Origin of the sequence: Luteimonas rhizosphaerae, assembly GCF_002849595.1 — a bacterium.
GTDB classification, from domain to species: Bacteria; Pseudomonadota; Gammaproteobacteria; order Xanthomonadales; family Xanthomonadaceae; genus Luteimonas; species Luteimonas cellulosilyticus.
Window position 1 is genome coordinate 78,993 of sequence record NZ_NRQR01000018.1, and the last position, 22,323, is coordinate 101,315.

The 22,323-nt window shown below is 69.2% G+C and carries 23 protein-coding genes; 15 read left to right on the top strand and 8 right to left on the bottom strand.

The features are described from left to right. Window positions 1-753: 753 nt before the first annotated feature. Window positions 754-1,422, top strand: coding sequence for an ABC transporter permease (locus CJ022_RS17685; protein ID WP_284700101.1), 669 nt, complete (start codon window positions 754-756; stop codon window positions 1,420-1,422). Between the two features lie 285 nt (window positions 1,423-1,707). Here the strand turns inward: CJ022_RS17685 and CJ022_RS08885 are convergent, their stop codons facing one another. Then, a complete protein-coding gene (locus tag CJ022_RS08885; RefSeq protein WP_101926296.1) occupies window positions 1,708-1,968 on the bottom strand; it encodes a hypothetical protein in 261 nt (86 codons plus the stop codon). A 262-nt stretch (window positions 1,969-2,230) separates the two neighbouring features. Here CJ022_RS08885 and CJ022_RS08890 point away from each other — a divergent pair, with 262 nt between their 5' ends. From CJ022_RS08890 to CJ022_RS08900, 3 genes are read left to right on the top strand one after another with little or no spacing between them, the layout of a single operon-like run. Then, window positions 2,231-3,241 carry a class I SAM-dependent methyltransferase gene (locus CJ022_RS08890; RefSeq protein WP_101926408.1) on the top strand — a complete coding sequence of 337 codons (1,011 nt, stop codon included), beginning with the start codon at window positions 2,231-2,233 and terminating at the stop codon, window positions 3,239-3,241. Further along, window positions 3,238-3,948: a pseudouridine synthase gene (locus tag CJ022_RS08895; protein ID WP_101926297.1), complete on the top strand. Its 711-nt coding sequence runs from the start codon at window positions 3,238-3,240 to the stop codon at window positions 3,946-3,948. The genes CJ022_RS08890 and CJ022_RS08895 overlap by 4 nt, the downstream gene beginning before the upstream one ends. Beyond that, window positions 3,945-4,646 carry an HAD family hydrolase gene (locus CJ022_RS08900; protein WP_101926298.1) on the top strand — a complete coding sequence of 234 codons (702 nt, stop codon included), beginning with the start codon at window positions 3,945-3,947 and terminating at the stop codon, window positions 4,644-4,646. Before CJ022_RS08895 ends, CJ022_RS08900 begins: the two co-directional genes overlap by 4 nt. Window positions 4,647-4,722: 76 nt before the next feature. Here the strand turns inward: CJ022_RS08900 and CJ022_RS08905 are convergent, their stop codons facing one another. From CJ022_RS08905 to CJ022_RS08930, 5 genes are all read right to left on the bottom strand, one after another. Further along, complete coding sequence (locus tag CJ022_RS08905; RefSeq protein WP_101926299.1) at window positions 4,723-5,124, bottom strand: lysozyme inhibitor LprI family protein; 402 nt, start codon at window positions 5,122-5,124, stop codon at window positions 4,723-4,725. Window positions 5,125-5,209: 85 nt separating this feature from the next. Then, complete coding sequence (locus CJ022_RS08910; RefSeq protein WP_101926300.1) at window positions 5,210-5,506, bottom strand: ArsR/SmtB family transcription factor; 297 nt, start codon at window positions 5,504-5,506, stop codon at window positions 5,210-5,212. After that, window positions 5,503-6,564 carry a cation diffusion facilitator family transporter gene (locus CJ022_RS08915; protein ID WP_101926301.1) on the bottom strand — a complete coding sequence of 354 codons (1,062 nt, stop codon included), beginning with the start codon at window positions 6,562-6,564 and terminating at the stop codon, window positions 5,503-5,505. Before CJ022_RS08915 ends, CJ022_RS08910 begins: the two co-directional genes overlap by 4 nt. Window positions 6,565-7,698: 1,134 nt before the next feature. Beyond that, on the bottom strand, window positions 7,699-8,259 hold the full coding sequence (locus CJ022_RS08925; RefSeq protein WP_101926302.1) for a DUF1415 domain-containing protein: 561 nt from the start codon (window positions 8,257-8,259) through the stop codon (window positions 7,699-7,701). Window positions 8,260-8,269: 10 nt separating this feature from the next. Further along, on the bottom strand, window positions 8,270-8,752 hold the full coding sequence (locus CJ022_RS08930; RefSeq protein ID WP_101926303.1) for a YajQ family cyclic di-GMP-binding protein: 483 nt from the start codon (window positions 8,750-8,752) through the stop codon (window positions 8,270-8,272). Window positions 8,753-8,892: 140 nt separating this feature from the next. On the opposite strand from CJ022_RS08930, the gene CJ022_RS08935 reads away from it, so the two are divergent. The 3 genes from CJ022_RS08935 to CJ022_RS08945 all read left to right on the top strand — a co-directional run bounded on the left by CJ022_RS08935 (window position 8,893) and on the right by CJ022_RS08945 (window position 11,609). Then, window positions 8,893-9,942, top strand: coding sequence for an NAD(P)-dependent alcohol dehydrogenase (locus CJ022_RS08935; RefSeq protein WP_101926304.1), 1,050 nt, complete (start codon window positions 8,893-8,895; stop codon window positions 9,940-9,942). A 75-nt stretch (window positions 9,943-10,017) separates the two neighbouring features. Continuing rightward, complete coding sequence (locus CJ022_RS08940) at window positions 10,018-10,953, top strand: DMT family transporter (RefSeq protein ID WP_101926305.1); 936 nt, start codon at window positions 10,018-10,020, stop codon at window positions 10,951-10,953. A 116-nt stretch (window positions 10,954-11,069) separates the two neighbouring features. Then, complete coding sequence (locus CJ022_RS08945) at window positions 11,070-11,609, top strand: DUF1453 domain-containing protein (protein ID WP_101926306.1); 540 nt, start codon at window positions 11,070-11,072, stop codon at window positions 11,607-11,609. A 257-nt stretch (window positions 11,610-11,866) separates the two neighbouring features. On the opposite strand, the gene CJ022_RS08950 is transcribed toward CJ022_RS08945, so the two are convergent. Continuing rightward, window positions 11,867-12,490 carry an OmpW/AlkL family protein gene (locus CJ022_RS08950; protein ID WP_101926307.1) on the bottom strand — a complete coding sequence of 208 codons (624 nt, stop codon included), beginning with the start codon at window positions 12,488-12,490 and terminating at the stop codon, window positions 11,867-11,869. A 482-nt stretch (window positions 12,491-12,972) separates the two neighbouring features. Between CJ022_RS08950 and aceF the strand changes: the two genes are divergently transcribed. From aceF to lpdA, 3 genes are read left to right on the top strand one after another with little or no spacing between them, the layout of a single operon-like run. Beyond that, complete coding sequence (gene aceF / locus CJ022_RS08955) at window positions 12,973-14,712, top strand: dihydrolipoyllysine-residue acetyltransferase (RefSeq protein WP_101926308.1); 1,740 nt, start codon at window positions 12,973-12,975, stop codon at window positions 14,710-14,712. A gap of 8 nt (window positions 14,713-14,720) precedes the next feature. Next, on the top strand, window positions 14,721-16,340 hold the full coding sequence (locus CJ022_RS08960; protein ID WP_101926409.1) for a GNAT family N-acetyltransferase: 1,620 nt from the start codon (window positions 14,721-14,723) through the stop codon (window positions 16,338-16,340). Then, window positions 16,340-18,166, top strand: coding sequence for a dihydrolipoyl dehydrogenase (gene lpdA / locus CJ022_RS08965; protein WP_101926309.1), 1,827 nt, complete (start codon window positions 16,340-16,342; stop codon window positions 18,164-18,166). Before CJ022_RS08960 ends, lpdA begins: the two co-directional genes overlap by 1 nt. 99 nt (window positions 18,167-18,265) lie before the next feature. Here the strand turns inward: lpdA and CJ022_RS08970 are convergent, their stop codons facing one another. Further along, window positions 18,266-19,186 carry a hypothetical protein gene (locus CJ022_RS08970; RefSeq protein ID WP_101926310.1) on the bottom strand — a complete coding sequence of 307 codons (921 nt, stop codon included), beginning with the start codon at window positions 19,184-19,186 and terminating at the stop codon, window positions 18,266-18,268. A gap of 454 nt (window positions 19,187-19,640) precedes the next feature. On the opposite strand from CJ022_RS08970, the gene CJ022_RS08975 reads away from it, so the two are divergent. From CJ022_RS08975 to CJ022_RS08995, 5 genes are all read left to right on the top strand, one after another. Continuing rightward, window positions 19,641-20,018 carry an ATP synthase subunit I gene (locus CJ022_RS08975; RefSeq protein ID WP_101926311.1) on the top strand — a complete coding sequence of 126 codons (378 nt, stop codon included), beginning with the start codon at window positions 19,641-19,643 and terminating at the stop codon, window positions 20,016-20,018. Window positions 20,019-20,044: 26 nt separating this feature from the next. Then, entirely contained in the window at window positions 20,045-20,842 is a 798-nt protein-coding gene (atpB, locus tag CJ022_RS08980) for a F0F1 ATP synthase subunit A (protein WP_101926312.1), read from the top strand. A 79-nt stretch (window positions 20,843-20,921) separates the two neighbouring features. Further along, a complete protein-coding gene (gene atpE / locus CJ022_RS08985; RefSeq protein WP_101926313.1) occupies window positions 20,922-21,212 on the top strand; it encodes a F0F1 ATP synthase subunit C in 291 nt (96 codons plus the stop codon). A gap of 111 nt (window positions 21,213-21,323) precedes the next feature. After that, a complete protein-coding gene (locus CJ022_RS08990; protein ID WP_101926314.1) occupies window positions 21,324-21,794 on the top strand; it encodes a F0F1 ATP synthase subunit B in 471 nt (156 codons plus the stop codon). A 3-nt stretch (window positions 21,795-21,797) separates the two neighbouring features. After that, on the top strand, window positions 21,798-22,319 hold the full coding sequence (locus tag CJ022_RS08995) for a F0F1 ATP synthase subunit delta (RefSeq protein ID WP_101926315.1): 522 nt from the start codon (window positions 21,798-21,800) through the stop codon (window positions 22,317-22,319). Window positions 22,320-22,323: the final 4 nt, after the last annotated feature.

The window sequence follows — 22,323 nt, forward strand, 5'->3', positions numbered from 1 at the left end:
TGCTGATGGCCTTCGGTGCGCCGCCGGTGCTCGCGCTGCGGCGCGTGCCGGCGCTGCGCGTGCTGCGCCGCGACCTCGATGGCAGCGAACCCAGTGCGTGGCTGGTCGGCCTGACCGGCCTCGCGGGGCTGGCGGGTCTGCTGTGGTGGAAGGCCGGCTCGGCGACGCTCGGCGGCGCGATGCTGCTCGGCATCCTCGCCACGTTCCTGGTGCTGGCACTCCTGGCCTGGGGGCTGATCCTGCTGGTGCGCGCGCTGCGCACGAAACTGCGCGGCAGCCTGCGCTACGGACTGGCCAACGTCAGCCGGCGCGCGTCGACGAGCATCGCCCAGATCAGCGCGCTCGGCCTCGGCCTGATGGCGCTGCTGCTGCTGACCTTCGTGCGGACCGATCTGCTCGACCGCTGGCAGCTGGCGCTCGGCCAGGAAGCGCCGAACCGCTTCATCATCAACGTGCAGCCCGAGCAGCTGGATCCGGTACGCGCCTTCATCGCCGATCAGGGCGTTGATGCGCCGGTGCTGTTCCCGATGATCCGCGCGCGTCTGATCGAGCGCAACGGCGAGCCGGTGCGCGGCGACGACTACGTCGGCCAGTCCGGCGACGAGGACCAGGACCGGCAGTCGCAGCGCCGCGCCGAGCGCGAGTTCAACCTGTCGATGCAGACCGATCTGCGCGACGACAACCAGGTCACCGCGGGCACCTTCTGGGGCGACCCGGTCGAAGGCGGCCGCGCCGATCGGATCGAGGCCCGCCGTGGGCTCGTCGAGGAACAGCAGCGACATCGCCGGGCAGCGCTTCGAGGCGCCGATCACCAGCCTGCGCAGCATCGAATGGGAGAGCTTCCGGCCGAATTTCTTCGTCGTCGCGTCGCCCGGGGCGCTGGACGCGTATCCCGCCAGCCACATCACCGCGGTGCGGGTGCCGCCCGAGCGGCCGCGCTTCACCGCCGAGCTGGTGCAGCAGTTCCCGAACCTGTCGGTCGTCGACATCGACGCGGTGCTGCAGCAGGTCCGCAGCACCGCCGACCAGGTGTCGACGGTGGTGCAGGTCGTGTTCTGGTTCTCGCTGGTCGCCGGCGTGCTGGTGCTGCTGGCGGCGGTCAGCGCCAGCCAGGACGAGCGCCTGCTCGAAGGCGGGGTGATGCGCGTGCTCGGCGGCAAACGCGCGCAGTTGCGTCTGGCGCAGGCGTCGGAGTTCGCGGCGATCGGCCTGCTCGCGGGCCTGGTCGCGGCGATCGCGGCCTCGGTGCTGGCGGGCGTGGTCGCGGTGCAGGTGTTCGATCTGCCGTGGCAGCCGAACTGGGCGCTGGCCGTGGCCGGCGGCGCGACCGGCGTGGTGATGACGCTGTTCGCCGGGTTGTGGGCAACGCGCAAGGTGCTGGATGCGCCGCCGTCGGTGACCCTGCGCGAACTGCAGCAGTAGCGCGTCGGCCCGCATCGCGGTCGTACGCGGCCGGACGTCGCGGCAGCGCGACTCCGGTTGTGCAGGCGTCACGTGGAGGCGCCGGTAGCGCCGGTCCTATGCGTGCGTTGCCGGGGCTTCGTCAGGCGGGGTGACCGGCGACCTGGTGCGTCATGAAGGCCGTATCGCGGGACGGCGCGCAGATCGCGCGAGATGAAGCTGCAACGCCGCGTCTCTGCCTGATCGCATGATCAGGACAGCCCGGACAGGAGCGGCGGCCGCAGAAGGCCGCCGCCCGGAGACGCCTCAGGTCACCGCCTGCTCGTCGGTCGCATCGAAACGACGCGCGTAATCGCGCTCGTTGCTGACGCGCAGCACCTCGTCGGTCGCTACATCGGGCGCGCCGTAGATCGCGTAGACCACCGTGTCGTCCTGCTTGCCGACCGCGTGCAGCCGATAACGCGGCTGGCCGCTGCCGGTTTCCGGCGGGTAATGCTTCGGCGGCTCGGGGCCGTCGAGGTCGAGTTCGTTGTTGTCCACCACGCCGCCGACAAACAGTGCGCGCATCGGGTTCTCCTCAGGTTGCGGAAGTGCGGCTCCATCGTGCGCAAGTGGATGTTCGCGAATCATCAATATCGCGTTGGTGCCGGGTTGGCACCGTTCACCGGGCGACGCCGCCCGTGCCCGGTCCGGCGTGCCGGCCGTCGCGGAGGGGCGGATCGGGCGGACGGGTAGAATCCGCATCCCGATCCGTTCCTGGTGTGCCCCGCCCTTGTCGCAGTCCGATCCCGCCCTCGACGCCCTGTTCCTGCCGCTCGAACACCGCCAGATGGCCTGGCCCGATGACGGCGCGCTGTTCCTGCGGGCGCGTCCCGGCATCCCCACGACCGGGGGCCGCTGGCCGGGCCTGGTCTGCGAGCAGAGCTTCAAGCCGTTGCACGCCGCGCTGCAGCGCGCCGGGCTCGACGTGCTGCCGGCCGACGGCGATGCCGCCCTGCCGGGCAAGCCGCTGGTCCTGGTGCTGCCGCCGCGCCAGCGCGACGAATCGCGCGCGGTGCTGGCGCGCGCGCTGCAGACGGTGACGCCGGGTGGCTGGGTGCTGGCGAGCGTCGCCAACGACGAGGGCGCGAAGTCCGCCCAGGACGATCTCGCGCGGCTGGCCGGCAACATCGGCGCGCTGTCCAAGCACAAGTGCCGCGTGTTCTGGGCGCAGGCCGGCGCCACCGTCGACGCCGCCCTGGTCGCCGAGTGGGCCGCGCTCGACCGCCCGCGCGCGGTGCTCGACGGGCGCTTCCAGAGCCGGCCCGGCGTGTTCGCCTGGGACCGCATCGATCCCGCGTCCGCGCTGCTGGCCTCGCACCTGCCGACGACGCTGGCCGGCCGCGGCGCGGATCTCGGGGCCGGCTACGGTTTCCTGTCCGCGGAGCTGCTGCAGCGCTGCCCCGGCGTGACGTCGCTCGACGTGCACGAGGCCGAAGCGCGCGCGCTGGCGCTGGCGCGTCGCAACCTCGACGCGCTCGGCGCGCCGGCGACGCTGCACTACCACTGGAGCGACGTCACCACCGGCCTGCCGGAGGTCTACGACTTCATCGTCAGCAATCCGCCGTTCCATGCCCACGGCCGCGAGGGCCGGCCGGACATCGGACGCGCCTTCATCGCCGTCGCGGCCGCGGCGCTCAAGCCCGGCGGCGCGCTGTGGCTGGTCGCCAACCGGCACCTGCCCTACGAGGAGGTGCTCGACGCGCGCTTCGGCGAGGTGCGCGAGGTCGCCGCCAGCGGCGCGTTCAAGGTGATCCACGCGGTGCGCGCGCGTCCCGTGCCGAAGCGGCTGCGCGCGTGAAGCTGGTCAAGCTGCTGGCGAACCTCGGCTACGGCAGCCGCAAGCAGGTCACGTGGCTGTTCCGCGAAGGCCGCATCACCGATGCCGACGGCGAGGTGCTGTATGCCGACGACCAGGTCGAACACGCGGCGATCCGTGTCGACGGCATGCCGCTCGATCCGCCGCAGGGGCTGACGCTGCTGCTGCACAAGCCGGCCGGCTACACCTGCTCGACCAAGGACACCGGGCGGCTCGTCTACGAGCTGCTGCCGCCGCGGTTCCGGCTGCGCGCGCCGGCGCTGTCGAGCGTCGGCCGGCTCGACCGCGAGACCAGCGGGCTGCTGCTGTTCACCGACGACGGCCAGCTGCTGCACCGGATCATCTCGCCCAAAGCCGAGCTGCCGAAGGTCTACGAGGCCACGCTGGCCGAGCCGCTGCGCGGCAACGAGGTCGCCCTGTTCGCCAGCGGCGCGCTGCTGCTGGAATCGGAACAGACCCCGCTGAAGCCGGCGGTACTCGAGGTGCTGGCGCCGACCCGGGCGCGATTGACCATCACCGAGGGCCGCTACCACCAGGTGCGGCGGATGTTCGCCGCCGTCGGCAACCACGTGGTGGCGCTGCATCGCAGCCATGTCGGCGGGCTCGGCCTCGGGGCGCTGCCCGAAGGCCAGTGGCGCCCGCTCGACGCCGCCGATCTCGACACCCTGCTGGGTCCCCACGCCGCGTGAGCGCGGCGCCGCCGTTGCCGCAGCGCCCGGCCGCGGTGCTGTTCGACATGGACGGCCTGCTGCTCGACAGCGAACGGGTCATCCTCGAGTGCCTGCAGACCGCAGCGACGGGGCAGGGCATCGACATCGCGCCCGACTGGTGGCTGCAGATGATCGGCCAAACCGATGCGGTCTGCCGCGCGCTGCTGGGCGCGCGCATCGGGCCGGCCGCGGCCGACGCCCTGCTCGACGACGGCCATGCGCGCTACATCGCGATCGCGGAAGCCGGCGTGCCGCACCGGCCGGGCGTCGTCGCGCTGCTGGCGCTGCTCGCACGCCACGACGTGCCACGCGCGGTCGCGACCTCGACGCGCACGCCGCTGGCGCAGCGCAAGCTCGGGGCCGCGGGCCTGTTGCCGTATTTCGACGTCGTCTGCACCAGCAGCGATGTCGCCCGGCCCAAGCCGGCGCCGGACGTGTACCTGCTGGCGGCCGCGCGCCTCGGCATCGCGCCCGCGCAGTGCCTGGTGCTGGAGGATTCCCCGACCGGCGTGCGCGCGGCGCTGGCGGCGGGCATGACGGTCATCCAGGTCCCGGACCTCGTGGAGCCCGACGATGGGGTGCGCGCGCTCGGGCACCGGATCGTCGGGTCGCTGGACGAGGCGCGGGCGTTGCTGGCGCCGTGGTGGGAGGCGGGCGGGGACCGGACCCTCCTGTAGGCGCTCGCGCGCGCGACGGCCCGTCGGAACGCGCGCCAACCGTCGGTGTGCCCCTCGCGCGCTCCTGCAAGCGCCCTCAGGTCTGCGGGCGCAGGCGGGCCAGTTCGCTGGCGCGCTCGGTCGTCATCGTGCGCACGCAATCGGCGGATGCCACCGACGCCAGCGTGCCGCCGTCGAGATCCACGCGGAACCGGCAGTTCGCGTCGCGGTACTGCAGCCACGCCCGTTGCGCCGCACGCAGGCGGACCTGCTGGCCTGTCGACACCGCGCTCATCGTGTCGCGGTATTCGGTGTTGAGACGCGCATCCTGCAGCCGCGTTTCATCGCCGATGCAGTCCAGCATGTCGGCGGTGACACCGCCGGCGCCCTGCATGCAGCGGCCGAAGCCGGCCGAGGCATCGTCCGCGGCGCGGGCGGACGTGCAGGCCAATGCACCGGCGCCGAGCACGGCGGCGAGAGCGACGAGGCGGATCGACATGGCAGGCTCCTGTTCGTTGACGAGGCGCCCAGTGTCGACATCGACGCCTGCCAGGGTGTGAACGCCGCGAGCGCGGCCCGCGGTCTCAGGCGTCTTCGGCCGCGTGGGCCAGCATGTCCAGCAGCATGTCGCGCACGTGGGCGTCGTCGGCCTCGTAGAGCACCTGGCGCTGCTGGCGTTCGCCACGCACCAGCCGCGCGGCGCGCAACAGACGCAGGTGGTGGCTGACCAGCGGCTGCGACGCGCCGGTGCGGCGCGCGATCTCGCTGACCGCGACCGGGCCGTCGACGCAGGTCAGCAGCACGCGCAGGCGCGTGGGATCGCCGAGTAGCTTGAAGGTTTCGGCGAGGATCGCGACGCCGGCGTCGTCCGTCGCGCTCATCGTGGCGTGTCCCGGCCCGCCTGCACGGCGTCGTCGGCGCCGTCAGGGCCGTGCGCGTGATCGCCGTGGTGCGCCTGGGCGTCATGCGTGTGCGGAACATGGCGTGCGGCTGTCGCGGATCCGCCGGCGCCACGCGCCAGCGCGCACTGCGCCTGCGGGCTGTGCACGACCTCGACCGTCGAATGGCCGATCGCGAACGTGTCGGCGAGCGTCCGCTTCACCGCGGGCACCACGCGCGCCGGGTCGGCGCCTTCGGCCAGCGCGAGTTCCAGCGTGGCCAGCACCCGGCCGGACGTGATCGACCACACGTGCACGTGCGCCACGCCTTCGACGCCCGGCACCGTGTCGAGCAGATGCGACCGCAACGCGGCGATGTCGAGATCGGGCGGCGTGCCCTCCATCAGGATGTGGAACGAGCCGCGCAGCAGCGACCAGGCGCTGCGCAGGATCAGCAGGCAGACCAGCACCGACAGGATCGGATCGATCGGCATCCAGCCGGTGAAGTGGATGACCAGCGCCGCGATGATCGCCGCGACCGAACCGAGCAGGTCGCCGAGCACGTGCAGCGTCGCGCCCTTGATGTTGACGTGCGACTGGTCGCCGCGGTGCAGGATCCAGAACACGAGGCAGTTGACCAGCAGGCCGACGACGGCGACCGCGAGCATCGGCCCGGCCAGCACCTCGCCAGGCGCGCGCAGGCGTTGCACCGCCTCCCAGACGATCCACAGCACCAGCGCGAACAGGGTGATCGCGTTGATCAACCCGGCCAGCACCTCGACCCGCATGTAACCGAAGGTGCGTCGCGTATCCGACGCGCGCCGGCCGATGCGAAAACCCACCCACGCCAGCGCCAGCGCCGCGGCGTCGGTCAGCATGTGGCCGGCATCGGCGATCAGCGCCAGCGAGCCCGACAGCACACCACCGATCAGCTCGACGACCATGAAGCTGGCCGTCAGCAGGAAGCCGGTCAGCACGACACGTTCGTTGGTGGCCGACACGGACGGAGCGTGGTTGTGGTTGTGGTTGTGGTCGTGCGGGTGGTCGTGGTGGTGCGACATGGGGCGCAACGGGCAGGAGGGCCTGCGATTATATAAACATATGTTTATGTTTCAACATGCGGGGCGGGCATCGTCGAGCCCGGGCGGCATCGTCGAGCGGGTCCGGTGTTCCGAGGCGCCGGCGTGCCCGAATCCCAAGCGCCGCCGTTGGCACTGACGCCGATGCTGGGCCTGCCGGGTTCCGTCACGTGCTGCCGGAGAGGCCGGGAATGGGGCGTTGTCGTGGAGGCGCCGCGATGCCGCTGTGGAGGGAAGCCTGGGGCGTGGCAGGCCATCCGAAGCCGGCCCCGGAGACACGGTCTGCCTCCGTCCCGAGCCGCCAGCGCCTTGGATCGGTAACGCGCATTGCCCGTCATGCCCGCACAGGCGGGCATCCAGTGACTTCAACCAGGCCCTCCCGCGAATCATGCAGTTTGCGTTGAACTCTGCTTCGGCTTTGGCTTTGGCTGTTGCTCTACCGAGCCGTAAAGCGAGCCGAGCACCGCAGCCTGGCGCGGCCGCAGAGGCGCCCATGTCTGAGCGTAGCGAGTTTGGGCGCCGTGCCGCGGCAGGCGAGGACGCGCAGGGGACCGATGCGGCTTCACCGCATCGGCGAGTGTCCGGCGAAAGGACTTTTTGGTTCCTTTTTGGTCCTTCAAAAAGGAACTCGCACGCGCAAGCGGGCGAAAGCCCTGCAATTGATTTGGCTTGTTTTTCCCCTGCTAAAGGGCGAGTCCAACTGACTTGCCAAGAACAGAGCTTCCGCGCTGTTCGCGCGGCTTACTTTTGTCTTGTCAAAAGTAAGCAAAACCGCCGTCGCCGGACACGAGCCGATGCGATGGAGCCGCATCGGTCCCCTGCGCTCCTCGCCCGATCCGGCACGCTGCCCAAACTCGCTGCGCTCAGACATGGGCAGCTCTGCGGCCGGATCGGCCTCCGGTGCTCGGCTCGCTTTACGGCTCGGTAGATCAAATGCTTGAAGCCAAAGCCAAAGCCAAAGCCAAAGCCGGACCCGCCAGAGCAAGCGCAGTAGCTGCACCAGCCCCAGCAAGCGCCAAGCACGGCCAACTCAGAATCGGAAGCACCAGCGAACGTACGCCAGCTCCACACCCCGATGTCAGGCCACATGCGCCCCCGCCGACGGCAACCCCTTCCTCAACTCCGCGGCGAAAACAACCGTGACCAGCCCTCATGCCCCAGCTCGTCGAGCGTCCGCAGGTTGCGGTCGATGATCGCGTCGGGCTCGGGATACGCCGCGACCGCGCGTTCCACGCTGTCTTCGCGCAGCAGGTGCAGCGTCGGAAACGGCGCGCGGTTGGAATAGTTGCCGATGTCGTCGGGCTCGGTGCCGGCGAACTGGTACTGAGGATGGAAACTCGCGACCTGCAGTTCGCCGTCGAGGTCGAGCGCTTCGACCAGCGCATCGGCATCGCCGAGGAAATCATTGTAGTCGAGGAAGTCCTGCAGCACCCAGGGATGCACGATCAGCGTGGTGTCGACCAGCTCGGCCGGGGTGTCGCGCAGCCGCGCCATTTCCTCGCCGAGGTCCTGCAGCAGGGCTTCGGGCGTGGTCGCTTCGCTGAGGACGAAGCGGACCTGGTCCTTGACCGTCACCGCCTTGGCGAACGGGCACAGGTTGAGGCCGATCACCGCGCGCTCCAGCCACAGCCGGGTGGCGGCGATCGGATCGCCCGGGTCGACGGACGGCGTCGTCATCGCGGCGCGCTCAGTCGCGGAAGTTGTCGAACTGCAGCGGCAGCTCGAAGTCGGTGCTGCGCAGCAGCGCCATCGCCGCCTGCAGGTCGTCGCGCTTCTTGCCGGTCACGCGCAGCTTGTCGCCGTTGATCTGGCTGTCGACCTTCAGCTTCGCGGTCTTCAATGTGGTCTGGATCTTCTTGGCCAGCTCGCGCTCGATGCCCTGCTTGACCGTGACCTTCTGGCGCGCGCCGGCGAGATTGGTCTCGATGTCGCCAAACTCCAGGCACTTGATGTCGATCTTGCGCGCGGCCAGGCGGGCGCGGAGGATCTCGGTCATCTGCTGCACCTGGAACTCGCTGGGCGCCGACTGCTTGATATCGGCCTCGTCGAGCTCGAACGACGCCTCGACGCCCTTGAAGTCGAAACGGGTGGTGAGTTCCCGGTTCGCCTGGTCGACGGCATTGGTCAGTTCGTGGGTGTCGACTTCGGAGACGATGTCGAAGGACGGCATGGCGGGCCCTCTGCGGATCTGCGGAAAGCGCGCAGGGTACCGCAGCGGCGGCATGGTCTGTTCCCGCGGCCGAGGCCGGTCGCGACGTTGCGCTGCCCCGCGCAGGTCCACACTGCGCCGTCCCTCGAGAGGATTCCGCCATGTTGTCCACATCCGCCTACGCCGCCTTCGACGCGGCGTCCCCGCTCGCGCCGCACACCATCGAGCGGCGCCCGCCCGGTCCGGGCGAGGTGTTGATCGACATCCTGTTCTGCGGGGTCTGCCACACCGACCTCCACCAGGTCCGCGACGAATGGGGCGGGTCGCTGTTTCCGATGGTGCCCGGGCACGAGATCGTCGGGCGCATCGCCGAGGCCGGCGCGGGCGTCACCCGGTTCCAGGTCGGCGATGCGGTCGGGGTCGGCTGTTTCGTCGATTCGTGCCGGATCTGCACACAGTGCGAGTCGGGCGAGGAGCAGTTCTGCGAGCAGGGCATGACCAGCACCTACAACGCGATGGAACGCGACGGCAGCGCGCCGACCTACGGTGGCTATTCGACGCGCATCACCGTGCACCAGGAGTACGTGCTGCGCGTCCCCGAGTCGTTGCCGCTCGACGCCGCGGCGCCGCTGCTGTGCGCTGGCATCACCACGTACTCGCCGCTGCGCCACTTCGGGGTCGAGGCGGGCGATGCGGTCGCCGTCGTCGGCCTCGGCGGCCTGGGCCACATGGCGGTGAAGTTCGCCGTGGCGATGGGCGCACGCGTGACGGTGCTCAGCACGTCCGAATCCAAGCGCGACGACGCGATGAAGCTCGGCGCGCACGCGTTCGCCGCGACGCGTGAAGAGGCCACGTTCAAGACGCTGGCCAGGACGTTCGACTTCATCGTCGACAGCGTCTCCGCGCCGCACGACTACAACGCCTACCTGTCGCTGCTGAAGGTCGACGGCACGATGATCCTGCTCGGCGTGCCCGACCAGCCCGCGCCGGTCGCCGCCGGCTCGCTGATCATGCAGCGCCGTCGCTTGACGGGTTCGCTGATCGGTGGCATCCGCGAAACCCAGGAGATGCTGGACTTCTGCGCCGAGCACGGCATCGTCTCGGACATCGAGCTGATCGACATCGACCGGATCAACGAGGCGTACGAGCGCATGCTCAAGGGCGACGTGCGCTACCGCTTCGTCATCGATACGGCCAGCCTGAGCCGCTGATTCCCGGGCCGCGCGCCGGGTGCCCGGCGCGCGTGTCCATGCGAGGATGCGCGACCCGTCCGTCGAGTCGTCCGCATGCCCCGCCACGCCGCCGCACCCCGGACCGACACCCGCGCCGCGGCGCTGTGGATGCTGTTCGCGGTGCTCGCGTTCGCCGGCATGGATGCGGGCATGAAGTGGATCGCCAACGACTACTCCGCGTTCCAGGTCGCGACTTTCCGCAGCCTGGCGACGCTGCCGCTGATCGTCGGCTGGCTGCTGCTGCGCGGGCGCGCGGGCAGTCTGCTGCGCATCCACTGGCCGCTGCACCTGCTGCGCGGGCTCCTGGGCGTCGGCATGATCGCCGGCTTCGTCTATGGCCTGGCGCGGATGCCGCTGTCGACGGCCTACGCGATCGTGTTCGTATCGCCGCTGATGGTCACCGCGCTGGCGGTGCCCCTGCTCGGCGAGAAGGTCGGCCCGCGGCGCTGGACCGCGATCGCGCTCGGCGTCGTCGGCGTGCTGGTCGTGCTGCGGCCGACCGGCGAGGGCATGGCGACGCTGGCGGGGCTGGCCGTGGTCGGTGGCGCGCTGTGCTATGCGATCGCGTCGATCACCGTGCGCAAGCTCGCGCAGCGCGACAGTCCCGAAGCGCTGGTGTTCTGGTTCCTGGTGCTGATGGCGGTGTTCGCCGGCGCGCTGGCGTGGCCGGACTGGCAGCCGCTGCAGCGCGAACACGGGTGGGTGCTGGCGCTGATCGGGGTGACCGGTGCGCTGGGCCAGGTGGGCCTGACGCACGCGTTCCGGCTCGGCGAAGCCAGCCAGGTCGCGCCGCTGGAATACACCGCGCTGCTGTGGGTCGTGCTGCTGGACCTGTTCGTCTGGCAGGTGCTGCCCGACGGCATGACGTGGATCGGCGCGGGCATCATCGTCGCCAGTGGTCTCTACATGTTCCGCCGCGAAAAGGTGTTGTCGGAGACCGTCACGGTCGATGCCGGCGTCAAGCGGCTCGACGGCACGCCGCCGCCCTGAGCCGGCACCGTGACCCGCATCCGATCGGAGGCAATCCGGTCCGATGACCGGGATACGGACCCGGGACACGTTCGCCTGCCTCGCCATCTGCACGCCGCAACCGGCATGCTGCGCGGATGCCGATCCTCCTGCTGCTCCTCGTCCTGCTGCTCCTCGTCTTCGCCGCGGTGCTGCTCTGGCCCCTGGCCCTGTGGAACCGCTATCGCGTCGGCAGCTCGCGGCGGCGTCCGCCGTATTTCCTGACGCGCCTCAACGCGTTCCTGATCCCCGCGTCGGCCGGCGTGTTCCTGCTGGCGATGGCGGCGACGAACCTGTTCGTCACCCATGCCTTCGTCTACGGCGCGGCGGGTCTGCTGGCGGGACTGCTGCTCGGCGGGCTGGGCTGGGTGCTGACGCGTGTGGAGCACCGGCCCGGGCAGGTCTGGTACACGCCGAACCGCTGGCTGGTGCTGGGCCTGACGCTGGTCGTCGTCGCCCGTCTCGGCGTCGCGATCTGGCAGACCTGGGAGCGGATGCGCGGGCACCACGATGCGCTGGCGCACTGGGGCCTGCTCGGCGAGCACGCCAGTCTGTTCGCGGTCGCCGGCCTGGTGCTCGGCTACCACGCGGCCTACGCGTGGCTGCTGTACCGGCGCCTGGGGCGCTGGCTGCGCTGACTCGCTGCCGACGCACGGTAGGAGCGCGCTCGCGCGCGAGCACCTTTGGCACGATCCGTTTTCGAGCAGGGCCTTAGCGAACAGGACGTTGGCGAAGCGATCCTGCGTGCCGCATTGGCTCGCAATAGGGTCAAGTGCGGAAAATCGAAAGCTCGCGCGCGAGCGCGCTCCTACAAGGTTCCGATTTCTCCGGATCCACCCAAAGAAAAAGACCCGCCGAAGCGGGTCTTTTCCTGGGCACGCCTCTGGAGAGAGGGTCAGAAGCGCGCGCCGATACCGAAGCCCACGGTCCACGGGTCGAGCTGCAGCTCCTGACCGGTGCCGGCGCCTGCCTGCTGGACGTCCGCACGGCTGCGCAGGTAACGCGCATCGGCGCGGGCGAACCAGGTCGGGGTGATGTTCATGTCGACGCCGACAGTGCCGATCGCGCCCTTCGGCGTGGTCAGGCTGACGTGCTCGCCGCCCGGGTTGAGGTCTTCACCGCTGATGTTCGAGTGGTGATAACCCAGGCCCACGAACGGACGGAAGGTGTTGTCCGCCTGGCCGAAGTGGTACTGGCCGCTGAGCGCGATGGGCTGCTGCTCGACGGTGCCCAGCTTGCCGGTGTTCGTCGTCACGCGATGGTCGAACTTGTCGAGCGCGCCCCACAGTTCGGCACTGATGTTGTCGGTGAAGTTGTACGAGACCGAGGCCGTCGGGGCCGGGCCGCCGTCGACTTCGATGCCGTCGTTGCTGCTGCTCTTGGTCGGCTGCAGCAGGGTGGCGCCGCCGACGACCGAGAAGCGCTTGCCGGACGCAGTATCGCTGGCGTCCTGGGCGAAGGCGACCGAGGAGACGGCCAGGCTGGCAAGAGTGGCGAGAGCGAGTACGCGCTTGTTCATGGGGGACTTCCTCTTCTTTCAATGAGTCGACAGCCCAGGCCGGCGCCGTCAGCAATGGATCCATCTGTGGCGGCCGATCCGGCTGGCCGTCCTTCCTTCTGCGGGAAGGCGCGGCCATGCTGGCGATCGCTGCCTGAATCGACGCTATTCAGTTTCTGAAGGCTTCCGAACTCTTCACTGCGCCTTCTGGAATCTGCGCAGAGCGTTCAGCGCAATGCCGCCTGCTACGCGGAGTGGCGCAGATGTCCCACGCATCCGGCCGCTGTACGGAACACGAATGCGGGCGATACGACGCTGCGTTCCAGTACGGATCAGGCAGTCGCCAGCGCCGGATCGCGCGCATCGCGAGCGGATGGTTTCGTCTGCATCGTTCGCGCACGCAGGCGCTGTCGCGCGGCAGCGCCAAGCCGACGCGCAAACCGGTTGGCGCATCGCGGGGCGGGGCGCCACAATAGAAGGTCACGACATGGCCGGAGGGCCGCATGGCCGACCTGAAAGAAGCGCGCGTTCCCGACATTGGCGGGTATGACGATGTCCCGGTGATCGAAGTGCTGGTCGCCGTCGGCGATACCGTCGCCGTCGACCAGGGCTTGGTCACGCTGGAATCCGACAAGGCGACGATGGAAGTCCCGGCGCCGTTCGCGGGCGTGGTCAAGGAACTGAAGGTCAAGGTGGGCGACACACTGTCGGAGGGCGGTGTGGTCGCGATCATCGAGGCCGAAGGTGCGGCAGCCAGCGAGGCCAAGCCGGCTGCGCCCGCCAAGGCGGCGGACGCGCCTGCCGCCGACGCCGGCAAGCCCGCCAAGGCCGACGCGCCGGCGAAGGCCGAGGCTCCCCCGCCTGCGAAGACCCAGGGCGGCGGCGCGCAGGAAGCCCGCGTGCCGGATATCGGCGGCTACGACGACGTGCCGGTGATCGAGGTGCTGGTCGCCGTCGGTGACACCGTCGCCAAGGACCAGGGGCTGGTCACGCTGGAGTCGGACAAGGCGACGATGGAAGTGCCCGCGCCGTTCGCGGGCGTGGTCAAGGAACTCAACGTCAAGGTCGGCGACACGCTGTCGGAAGGCGGCGTGGTCGCGATCATCGAAGCGGAAGGCGAGGCCGGTCCGGACACTGCGGCGACTGCAGACATCACGCCCGCCGCTGCCGCCGTCAAGTCGACCGACGATCCCGAGGCCGAGCCCGTCGCGGCGCAGGCCAAGCCCGACAGGATCGCGCAGGCGTCGATGGACCACCGGCCGGCCGGCAACAGCGCGCCGCCGGTGCGCTTCGACGCCGATGCGGTCCTGCCCGACAAGGTGCCGTATGCGAGTCCCGCGGTGCGCCTGTTCGCGCGCGAGCTCGGTGTCGACCTGCTGCAGCTCAAGGGCAGCGCCCGCGGCGGTCGCATCGTCCGCGAGGACGTGCAGGCCTTCGTCAAGGGCGTGATGCAGGGCGGCGGCGCCAAGGCCGCAGCGGGGGCGCCGGCCGCGAGCGGCGGTGGCCTCAACCTGCTGCCGTGGCCGAAGGTCGACTTCACCAAGTTCGGCGAGATCGAGGTCCAGGAACTGGGCCGCATCCAGAAGATCTCGGCCGCGAACCTCGCACGCAACTGGGCGATGATCCCGCACGTCACCCAGCACGACGATGCCGACATCACCGATCTCGAAGCGCTGCGCGTGCAGCTCAACAAGGAGAACGAGAAGGCCGGCATCAAGCTGACCATGCTCGCCTTCCTGATCAAGGCCTCCGTCGCGGTACTCAAGCAGTACCCGCGCTTCAACAGCTCGCTCGACGCGGCCGGCGAGAACCTGACGCTCAAGAAGTACTTCCACATCGGTTTCGCCGCCGACACGCCCAACGGCCTGGTCGTCCCGGTGATCCGCGACGCCGACAAGAAGGGCGTGCTCGAGATCTCGCAGGAGATGTCGGCGCTGGCGAAGAAGGCGCGTGACGGCAAGCTCGGCCCGGCCGACATGCAGGGCGGCTGTTTCTCGATCAGCTCGCTCGGCGGCATCGGCGGCACCAGCTTCACGCCGATCGTCAACGCCCCGGAAGTCGCGATCCTCGGCGTGTCGAAGTCGGCGATGAAGCCGGTCTGGGACGGCAAGGCCTTCCAGCCGCGCCTGGTCCTGCCGCTGTCGCTGTCCTACGACCACCGCGTCATCGACGGCGCTGCCGCTGCCCGCTTCACCGCGACGCTGGCGCAGCTGCTCGGCGACATGCGCCGGGTGCTGCTGTAAACGTGCCGGTGCCCAGCGACACGGCGCGCGAAAAGGCGCGCCTCACCGTCCGTCACGCGACCATCGCCGACATCCCAGCGATCGTCTCGCTGTCGGACCAGGTCTATGGCGAAGAAGGCGGTTACACCGCCGAGATGCTGACCGGGCAGATCGCGCAGTTCCCACAGGGCGTGTTCGTCGCCTGCTACGAAGACGTCGCGGTCGGCTACTGCGCGACGTTCCGTATCGACGAAGCGAGCGCGATGGCGCCGCACCGCTGGACCGAGATCTCGGGCGGGGGGTATGGCGCGCGCCACCTGACCACCGGCGACTGGCTCTACGGCATGGAAGTCTGCGTGGATCCCGCGTATCGCGGGCTGCGCATCGGCCGCCGGTTGTACGAACTGCGCAAGCGCCTGTGCCAGGAGCTGGGGCTGAAGGGCATCGTGTTCGGCGGTCGCCTGCCCGGGTTCTCGCGGCGCGCGAAGGCCTACGGCAACGATGCCCACGCCTATGTCGCCGACGTGCGCGCGGGCCGGATCCGCGACCGCGCGCTGAGCTTCCAGCTCAGCAACGGCTTCGAGTTCATCGGCCTGCTGCGCAACTACCAGCCGGCCGATCGCGAATCCCGCGGGTATGCCGCGCATCTGGTCTGGCGCAATCCCAAGATCGACCCGAATGTGCGCACCACCGGCACCGCGCGCCCGCTGCCCGATTCGGTGCGCGTGGCGACCGTGCAGTACCAGCAGCGCCGGGTCGCGTCGTTCGAGGAATTCGCGACCCAGGTCGAGTACTTCGTCGACATTGCCGCCGACTACCGCGCCGATTTCGTGGTGTTCCCGGAACTCTTCACGCTGCAGCTGCTGTCGGTCGAGAACAAGCCGCTGTCGCCGCAGGATTCGCTGCTGGCGCTGACCGGCTACACCGAGCGTTTCTCGACGCTGCTCAGCGAACTCGCGGTGCGCCACAACATCAACATCATCGGCGGCTCGCATCCCACGCGGACCAGCGAGGGCGCGGACGCCAACGTGCGCAACATCTGTTACGTCGCCCTGCGCGACGGCTCGCTGCACACGCGCGACAAGCTGCATCCCACGCCCAACGAGCGCACCTGGTGGGGCATCGGCGGCGGCGACAGTGCGCGGGCGATCATGACCGACTGCGGACCGATCGGCGTCATGATCTGCTACGACAGCGAGTTCCCGGAACTCGGCCGGCATCTCGTCGACCAGGGCGCGATGATCCTGTTCGTGCCGTTCTGCACCGACACCCGCGAAGGCTATCTGCGCGTGCGCTACTGCTCGCAGGCGCGCGCTGTGGAGAACCAGTGTTACGTGGTGCTGTCGGGCAACGTCGGCAACCTGCCCGGCGTCAACAACTTCGACATCCAGTACGCGCAGAGCTGCATCCTGACGCCCTGCGATTTCCCGTTCGCGCGTGACGGCATCGCCGCCGACACCACACCGAACGTCGAGCAGGTCGCGTTCGCCGACCTGCGCCTCAACGATCTCGTCGTCGCCCGCAACGACGGCACCGTGCAGAACCTCAACGACCGCCGCCACGACCTGTATTCGCTGACCTGGGCGCGTCGCCCGGCGTCGCGCATCGCGGCGTCGGACCCCACGCAACAGACTCCGGAGAACCCGTGATGGCCCAGACCCTCGAAGTGAAAGTCCCCGACATCGGCGGCTACGACGACGTGCCGGTGATCGAGGTGCTGGTCGCGGTCGGCGACACCGTCGCCAAGGACCAGAGCCTGGTCACGCTGGAATCGGACAAGGCCACGATGGAAGTGCCGGCCTCGAGCGCGGGCGTCATCAAGGAACTGAAGGTCAAGGTCGGCGACACGCTGTCGGAAGGCAGCGTGGTCGCGGTGATCGAGGCTGAAGGTGAGGGCGATGCGACTCCCGCCGATGCCAAGGCAGCCGCGCCTGAGAAGAAAGAAGAAACCCCGGCGAAGAAGAGCGACGCGCCCGGCAGCAATCCGCCGGTCGCGCGTTCGCACGCGGCGCCGGCCGAGCCGGAGGCGGTCAAGGCCGCGCCCTCGTCCCGCCGCCAGGCCGACGTGGAATGTCGCATCGTCGTGCTGGGCTCCGGCCCGGGCGGTTACACCGCTGCGTTCCGCGCCGCCGATCTCGGTCTCGATACGGTCCTGATCGAGCGCTACGAGACGCTCGGCGGCGTCTGCCTCAACGTCGGCTGCATTCCGTCGAAGGCGCTGCTGCACGCGGCGGAGGTCATCGACCAGGCCAAGCACGCCAGCGATTACGGCGTCGACTTCGGCGCCCCGACGATCGCCCTCGACAAGCTGCGCGGCTACAAGGACAAGGTCGTCGGCCAGCTGACCAAGGGTCTCACCGGCATGGCCAAGCAGCGCAAGGTGCGCGTGGTCACCGGCGAAGGTCTGTTCGTGTCGCCGAACGAGATCGAGGTCACCGGCCGTGATGGCAAGACCCAGCTCGTGCGCTTCGAGCAGTGCATCATCGCCGCCGGTTCGCAGGCTCTGAAGTTGCCCGGGTTCCCGTGGGACGACCCGCGCGTGATGGATTCGACCGACGCGCTGGAACTGGCTGAAACGCCGAAGAAGCTGCTCGTCGTCGGCGGCGGCATCATCGGGCTCGAGATGGCGACGGTCTATCACGCGCTCGGCAGTGAGGTGACGGTCGTCGAGCTCGCCGACCAGCTGATGCCCGGCGCCGACAAGGATCTGGTCAAGCCGCTGGCCGACCGCCTGAAGAAGCAGGGCGTGTCCGCGCATCTGAAGACCAAGGTCGTCGAGGCCAAGGCCGCGAAGTCCGGCATCGACGTGGTCTTCGAGGGCGAAAGCATCCCGGACACGAAGACCTTCGACCGCGTGCTGGTGGCGGTGGGCCGCACCCCCAACGGCGGCAAGATCGCCGCCGACAAGGCCGGCGTGCGCGTATCGGAGCGCGGCTTCATCGCCGTCGACACGCAGATGCGGGCCAACGTCCCACACATCTTCGCGATCGGCGATCTCGTCGGTCAGCCGATGCTGGCGCACAAGGCCACGCACGAAGGCAAGCTCGCGGCCGAGGTCGCCGCCGGCGAGAAGAAGGAGTGGGTGGCGCGGGTGATTCCGTCGGTCGCCTACACCGATCCGGAAATCGCGTGGGTCGGCATCACCGAGACGGAGGCCAAGGCCAAGGGCCTGAAGGTCGGCGTGGGCAAGTTCCCGTGGGCGGCCAGCGGCCGCGCCATCGGCATCGGCCGCACCGAGGGCTTCACCAAGCTGATCTTCGACGAGGCCACGCACCGCATCGTCGGCGCCGGCATCGTCGGCGTGCATGCGGGCGATCTGATTGCAGAGGCAGGCCTGGCGATCGAGATGGGCGCCGAAGTCGCCGACATCGGCCACACCATCCATCCGCATCCCACGCTCAGCGAATCGGTGGCGATGGCGGCGGAAGTGTTCGACGGCACGATCACCGACCTCTACATCCCGAAGAAGAAATAAGCGCGGGGCAATCCGACCGCGCAACAAAAAAGCCCCGGCATGCCGGGGCTTTTTCGTGGCCACGCGCCCGTTTCCAGGCGCGTGGATCGGGGTGGCGCATCAGAAGCGGAAGGTCACACCCGCCATCGGACCGTGCACCTTCAGATCGCCGGTCACGTTGCCCGAATACGGGAACGGGCCCGCGTCGATGCCGTCCGGCGCGCGTGCGGTGCCGCGGTACTGGTCCGTCAGCTTCAGGCGGAACCAGTCGTAGCCGACATGCAGACCGACGCGCTCGCTGACCATGTACTCGACCAGCAGACCACCGCGTTCGAAGTGGCCGTCCTCGTCGACGATGTCGCCCCAGGTCGTGTCGAGATACTGCGCTTCGAGGCCGACGGTCCAGCGCTCGGCCGGCGTCCACACCAGGCGCGTGTGCAGGCCCGGCGAGAAGCCGTCGCGCTCCCAGCCCACGGTCTCGAACTGCGGGTCGACGAGATCGGTGCCGGTCGAGCTGCCGTTGGCCGTGGCTTCGAGCTTGGCGTAGGTCACGCCCAAGCCGAGGCCCCACTGGAAGCTGTCGTTCTTGACGACGGCATATTCGTAGTTGAGGTTGGCGAGGCGGAACGACAGGCGGCCGTCGATGCGCGCCGACGGCACTTCGATCGCCTCGCCGCCCGGGATGATGGTGCCGGTGTCGAGCACGTTGCCGCCGTACTCCCAGGTTTCATCGCGACGGTAATCGTAGAAATTGCCGACCAGTGCCTGGCGCTCGCTCAGCTGGAACCCCACGGCGCCACGCGGCCGCCACTCACGGCCGGTATCGAAGCTCTCGTCGAAGCCGAATGTCGCCGAGTCGGTGCCGTCGGTGACGACGCCGTCGCCCGAGAAACCCAGCTCGGCTTCGGGATTGAACGCGCTCAGGCGCAGTACGAAACGGTCGTCGCGGCTCTGGGCGTGGACGGGCTGGGCAAGCGTCGCGAGCGCGATCGCAGCGGGAATCGCGGCAAGCGAGAGGTGACGGACGAGGGATCGGGACATCGTGGGGGTGCCATGCGGTGGGGAATGGCGGACGATGTTGGGGACGCGCGGGTCGGCCCGATGTGAAATCCATGCACGCGCGCCGGCAAGGAATCGTTTCGCATTCATGCGCCAGCAAGGCGCGCGGCGCGCGCAAAAAGAAGCCCCGGCGGCGGGCCAGGGCTTCGGTGGCGATCTGCAGGCGGGACCGACGAGGAAGTGCGGGCAGATCGGACACGTCATCTATCGACCGGGGATCGCTGGCGAAGTTCCGGCGAATTCCGGAGAAAATTATGAATGGGCCGAGCCGGCCACTCGCCTCCGCCCCTCAACGCATCCCGGCGCGGCGCGGTCCGGCGCGGCCTGCGACCCACGACGTTCGCCGGTTGTGGGTCAAATGACGCGACTGCTATAATTCTGCGGCTCGACGGGGCGCGTTACGACGCTCCGGTTCGCTCAACGTCCAGGACTTCATGTGTTGACTTCCGTCGCAGCGGGTCGGCAGCTGGCACAGCGCGCAATCGTCTGGCAGGCGGTCGCAGTCGCGGTGACGGCGCTGGCCTTCCTCGCCAAAGGCGGGACCTGGGCGCTGGCCGCAGCACTGGGTGGCGCGGCGATCGCGGTCGGCGGCTGGTTGTCGAGCGTGATCGCGCTCGGTGGCGGGGTCAATCCATCGGCCGGCGCGCTTGCGCGGCTGCTGGCGGGGGTGGTGGTGAAGTGGGTCGTGGTGGTGGCCGTGTTGTTGCTGGGGGTCGGGGTGGGGCGCTTGCCGCCGGTTCCGATGCTCGCCGGGGTCATCGTCGCGTTGTTCGCGCAGTTGCTTGCGATGGCCCGGCCAGTGGCCAGGCATTGATACGTTAACCAGCAGGGTTTGATCTTATGGCGGGCGAAGCGGAACTCACCCCTACCAGCTACATCCAGCACCACCTCCAGAACCTGACGGCCTCCGTCGGCGACGGCGGTTTCTGGACGCTGCATGTCGATACGCTGATCACCGCGCTGCTGATGGGCGGCCTGATGGTCGTGATGTTCTGGATGGCGACGCGCAACGCCACCGCCGGCGTGCCGGGCAAGTGGCAGGCCTTCGTCGAGATCCTCCTGGAGTTCGTCGACAAGCAGGCGCGCGATACCTATCACGGGTCCAGCAAGCTGGTGACGCCGATCGCGATCACCCTGTTCTTCTGGATCCTGCTGATGAATCTGCTGAAGATGATTCCGGCGGACTTCATCGCCAAGCCGCTCGAGCTGCTCGGCGTGGGCTACTGGAAGCCGGTGCCGACCGCCGACGTCAACGCGACGCTGGGCCTGTCGATCAGCGTGTTCTTCCTGACCGTGTTCTTCGCGCTGCGCGCCAAGGGTCTCGGTGGCCTGACCAAGGAATTCCTGACCGCGCCGTTCGGCAAGTGGATGGTGCCGTTCAACCTGATCCTCAACATCGTCGAATGGCTGAGCAAGCCGATTTCGCTGGCGATGCGACTGTTCGGCAACATGTTCGGTGGCGAGATCGTGTTCCTGCTGATCTGGGTCCTCGGCGGCGCAGGCCTGCTGGGCGTGCTCGGCGGCGGCGTGCTGGGTCTGGGCTGGATGCTGTTCCACCTGCTGGTCATTCCGCTGCAGGCCTTCATTTTCATGATGCTGTCGATCGTCTACCTCAGCCTCGCCGAGGACGACCACTGATCGACCGCGTCGCGCGCCCCGGTTTCGTTCCACCCCTTCCGTCTCACCCTTACCAAAGCAATCCGCTCCGGAGAAAACAATGGAAATCGCACTGACCTCGTTCGCCCAGATCCAGGCTTCGACCGTTCTGGCCATCGGCATCATGATCGGCCTGGCCGCGCTGGGCGCAGGTCTGGGTCTGGCCATCATGGCCGGCAAGTTCCTCGAGTCGGCCGCGCGCCAGCCGGAGCTGATCCCGGTGCTGCAGGTCCGCATGTTCATCACCGCCGGTCTGATCGACGCCGCGTTCATCATCTCGGTCGCCGTCGGCCTGCTGTTCGCGTTCGCGTCGCCGTTCATCGGCCCGCTGGCTACGCAGCTCGCTGGCTGATCCAGCCGCCCGGCGTTCCGGCGCGGCCATGCCTTCGCGCATGACCGTGCCGGTGGATGACAGGGGGCGCGTGCGCGCGCCCAACCCTTCACGACAGGCAGTCACAAGCCCATGAATATCGGTCTGACCCTAATTGCCCAGGCTCTGGCGTTCGCCGGTCTGATCTGGATCATCGCCACCAAGATCTGGCCGCCGTTGCTGGCCGCGATCGAGGAGCGCCAGCAGAAGATCGCCGAAGGTCTGGCCGCGGCCGACAACAGCCAGCGTGCGCTGGCGCAGGCGCAGGAAACCGCCAACGAGGAACTCAAGGCCGCACGTGCGAAGGCCAACGAGATCATCGAGCAGGCCCATGCCCGCGCGAACCAGCTCGTCGAGGCCGCCAAGGCCGAGGCGGTGACCGAAGGTCTGCGCCAGAAGGCGCTGTTCGACGCCGAGATCGAAGCGTCGGCCACCCGCGCGCGCGAGGATCTGCGTCGCCACGTGTCCGCTCTGGCGGTCAGCGGCGCCGAGCGGCTGCTCAAGCGTGAGATCGACGCCAACGCCCACAAGGCGCTGCTCGACGAACTCGCCGCGGAGATCTGATCCATGTCGATCACCCTCGCACGCCCGTATGCCCGCGCCGCGTTCGCGATCGCCCGCGACGACGGCCGGTTCGCGCCGTGGTCGGACGCGCTCGCGTTCTCCGCGCGCGTCGCGGCCGATCCGCAGGCGGCGGCGCTGCTGGGCCATCCGGCCCTCGGCGACGAGGACGCGGTGAGCCTGCTGGCGCCCGAGGATGCCGACGGCAAGTTCGCGGAGTTTCTCGGCCTACTGGCCGGCAACGGCCGCTTGCCGCTGCTGCCCGAAATCGCCGGACTCTATGAAGAGCTGCGCGCCGAAGCCGAGCACGTGGTGCTGGCGACGGTGACGTCGGCGACCGAACTGCCCGATGCCGAAGTGGCCCACATCCGCGACGCGCTCAAGCGCCGGTTCGGCCGCGAGGTCCAGCTGGAGACCGCGGTCGATGCGTCGCTGATCGGCGGCGCGGTGATCGCGGCCGGCGACGTGGTGATCGACGGCTCGCTGAAGGGCAAGCTCGCCCGCCTGCAGACCGCGCTGGCGCACTGACACG

Excerpts from the sequence above, each read along its gene's own strand:
- CJ022_RS08930 (WP_101926303.1), bottom strand. The coding sequence starts at position 8,752 with ATGCCGTCCTTCGACATCGTCTCCGAAGTCGACACCCACGAACTGACC.
- atpE (WP_101926313.1), top strand. The coding sequence starts at position 20,922 with ATGGAAATCGCACTGACCTCGTTCGCCCAGATCCAGGCTTCGACCGTT.
- CJ022_RS08935 (WP_101926304.1), top strand. The coding sequence starts at position 8,893 with ATGTTGTCCACATCCGCCTACGCCGCCTTCGACGCGGCGTCCCCGCTC.
- CJ022_RS08940 (WP_101926305.1), top strand. The coding sequence starts at position 10,018 with ATGCCCCGCCACGCCGCCGCACCCCGGACCGACACCCGCGCCGCGGCG.
- atpB (WP_101926312.1), top strand. The coding sequence starts at position 20,045 with ATGGCGGGCGAAGCGGAACTCACCCCTACCAGCTACATCCAGCACCAC.
- lpdA (WP_101926309.1), top strand. The coding sequence starts at position 16,340 with ATGGCCCAGACCCTCGAAGTGAAAGTCCCCGACATCGGCGGCTACGAC.
- CJ022_RS08990 (WP_101926314.1), top strand. The coding sequence starts at position 21,324 with ATGAATATCGGTCTGACCCTAATTGCCCAGGCTCTGGCGTTCGCCGGT.
- CJ022_RS08905 (WP_101926299.1), bottom strand. The coding sequence starts at position 5,124 with ATGTCGATCCGCCTCGTCGCTCTCGCCGCCGTGCTCGGCGCCGGTGCA.
- CJ022_RS08970 (WP_101926310.1), bottom strand. The coding sequence starts at position 19,186 with ATGTCCCGATCCCTCGTCCGTCACCTCTCGCTTGCCGCGATTCCCGCT.
- CJ022_RS08890 (WP_101926408.1), top strand. The coding sequence starts at position 2,231 with ATGGCCTGGCCCGATGACGGCGCGCTGTTCCTGCGGGCGCGTCCCGGC.
- CJ022_RS08885 (WP_101926296.1), bottom strand. The coding sequence starts at position 1,968 with ATGCGCGCACTGTTTGTCGGCGGCGTGGTGGACAACAACGAACTCGAC.
- CJ022_RS08945 (WP_101926306.1), top strand. The coding sequence starts at position 11,070 with ATGCCGATCCTCCTGCTGCTCCTCGTCCTGCTGCTCCTCGTCTTCGCC.
- CJ022_RS08910 (WP_101926300.1), bottom strand. The coding sequence starts at position 5,506 with ATGAGCGCGACGGACGACGCCGGCGTCGCGATCCTCGCCGAAACCTTC.
- CJ022_RS08925 (WP_101926302.1), bottom strand. The coding sequence starts at position 8,259 with ATGACGACGCCGTCCGTCGACCCGGGCGATCCGATCGCCGCCACCCGG.
- CJ022_RS08915 (WP_101926301.1), bottom strand. The coding sequence starts at position 6,564 with ATGTCGCACCACCACGACCACCCGCACGACCACAACCACAACCACAAC.
- CJ022_RS08950 (WP_101926307.1), bottom strand. The coding sequence starts at position 12,490 with ATGAACAAGCGCGTACTCGCTCTCGCCACTCTTGCCAGCCTGGCCGTC.
- CJ022_RS08995 (WP_101926315.1), top strand. The coding sequence starts at position 21,798 with ATGTCGATCACCCTCGCACGCCCGTATGCCCGCGCCGCGTTCGCGATC.
- aceF (WP_101926308.1), top strand. The coding sequence starts at position 12,973 with ATGGCCGACCTGAAAGAAGCGCGCGTTCCCGACATTGGCGGGTATGAC.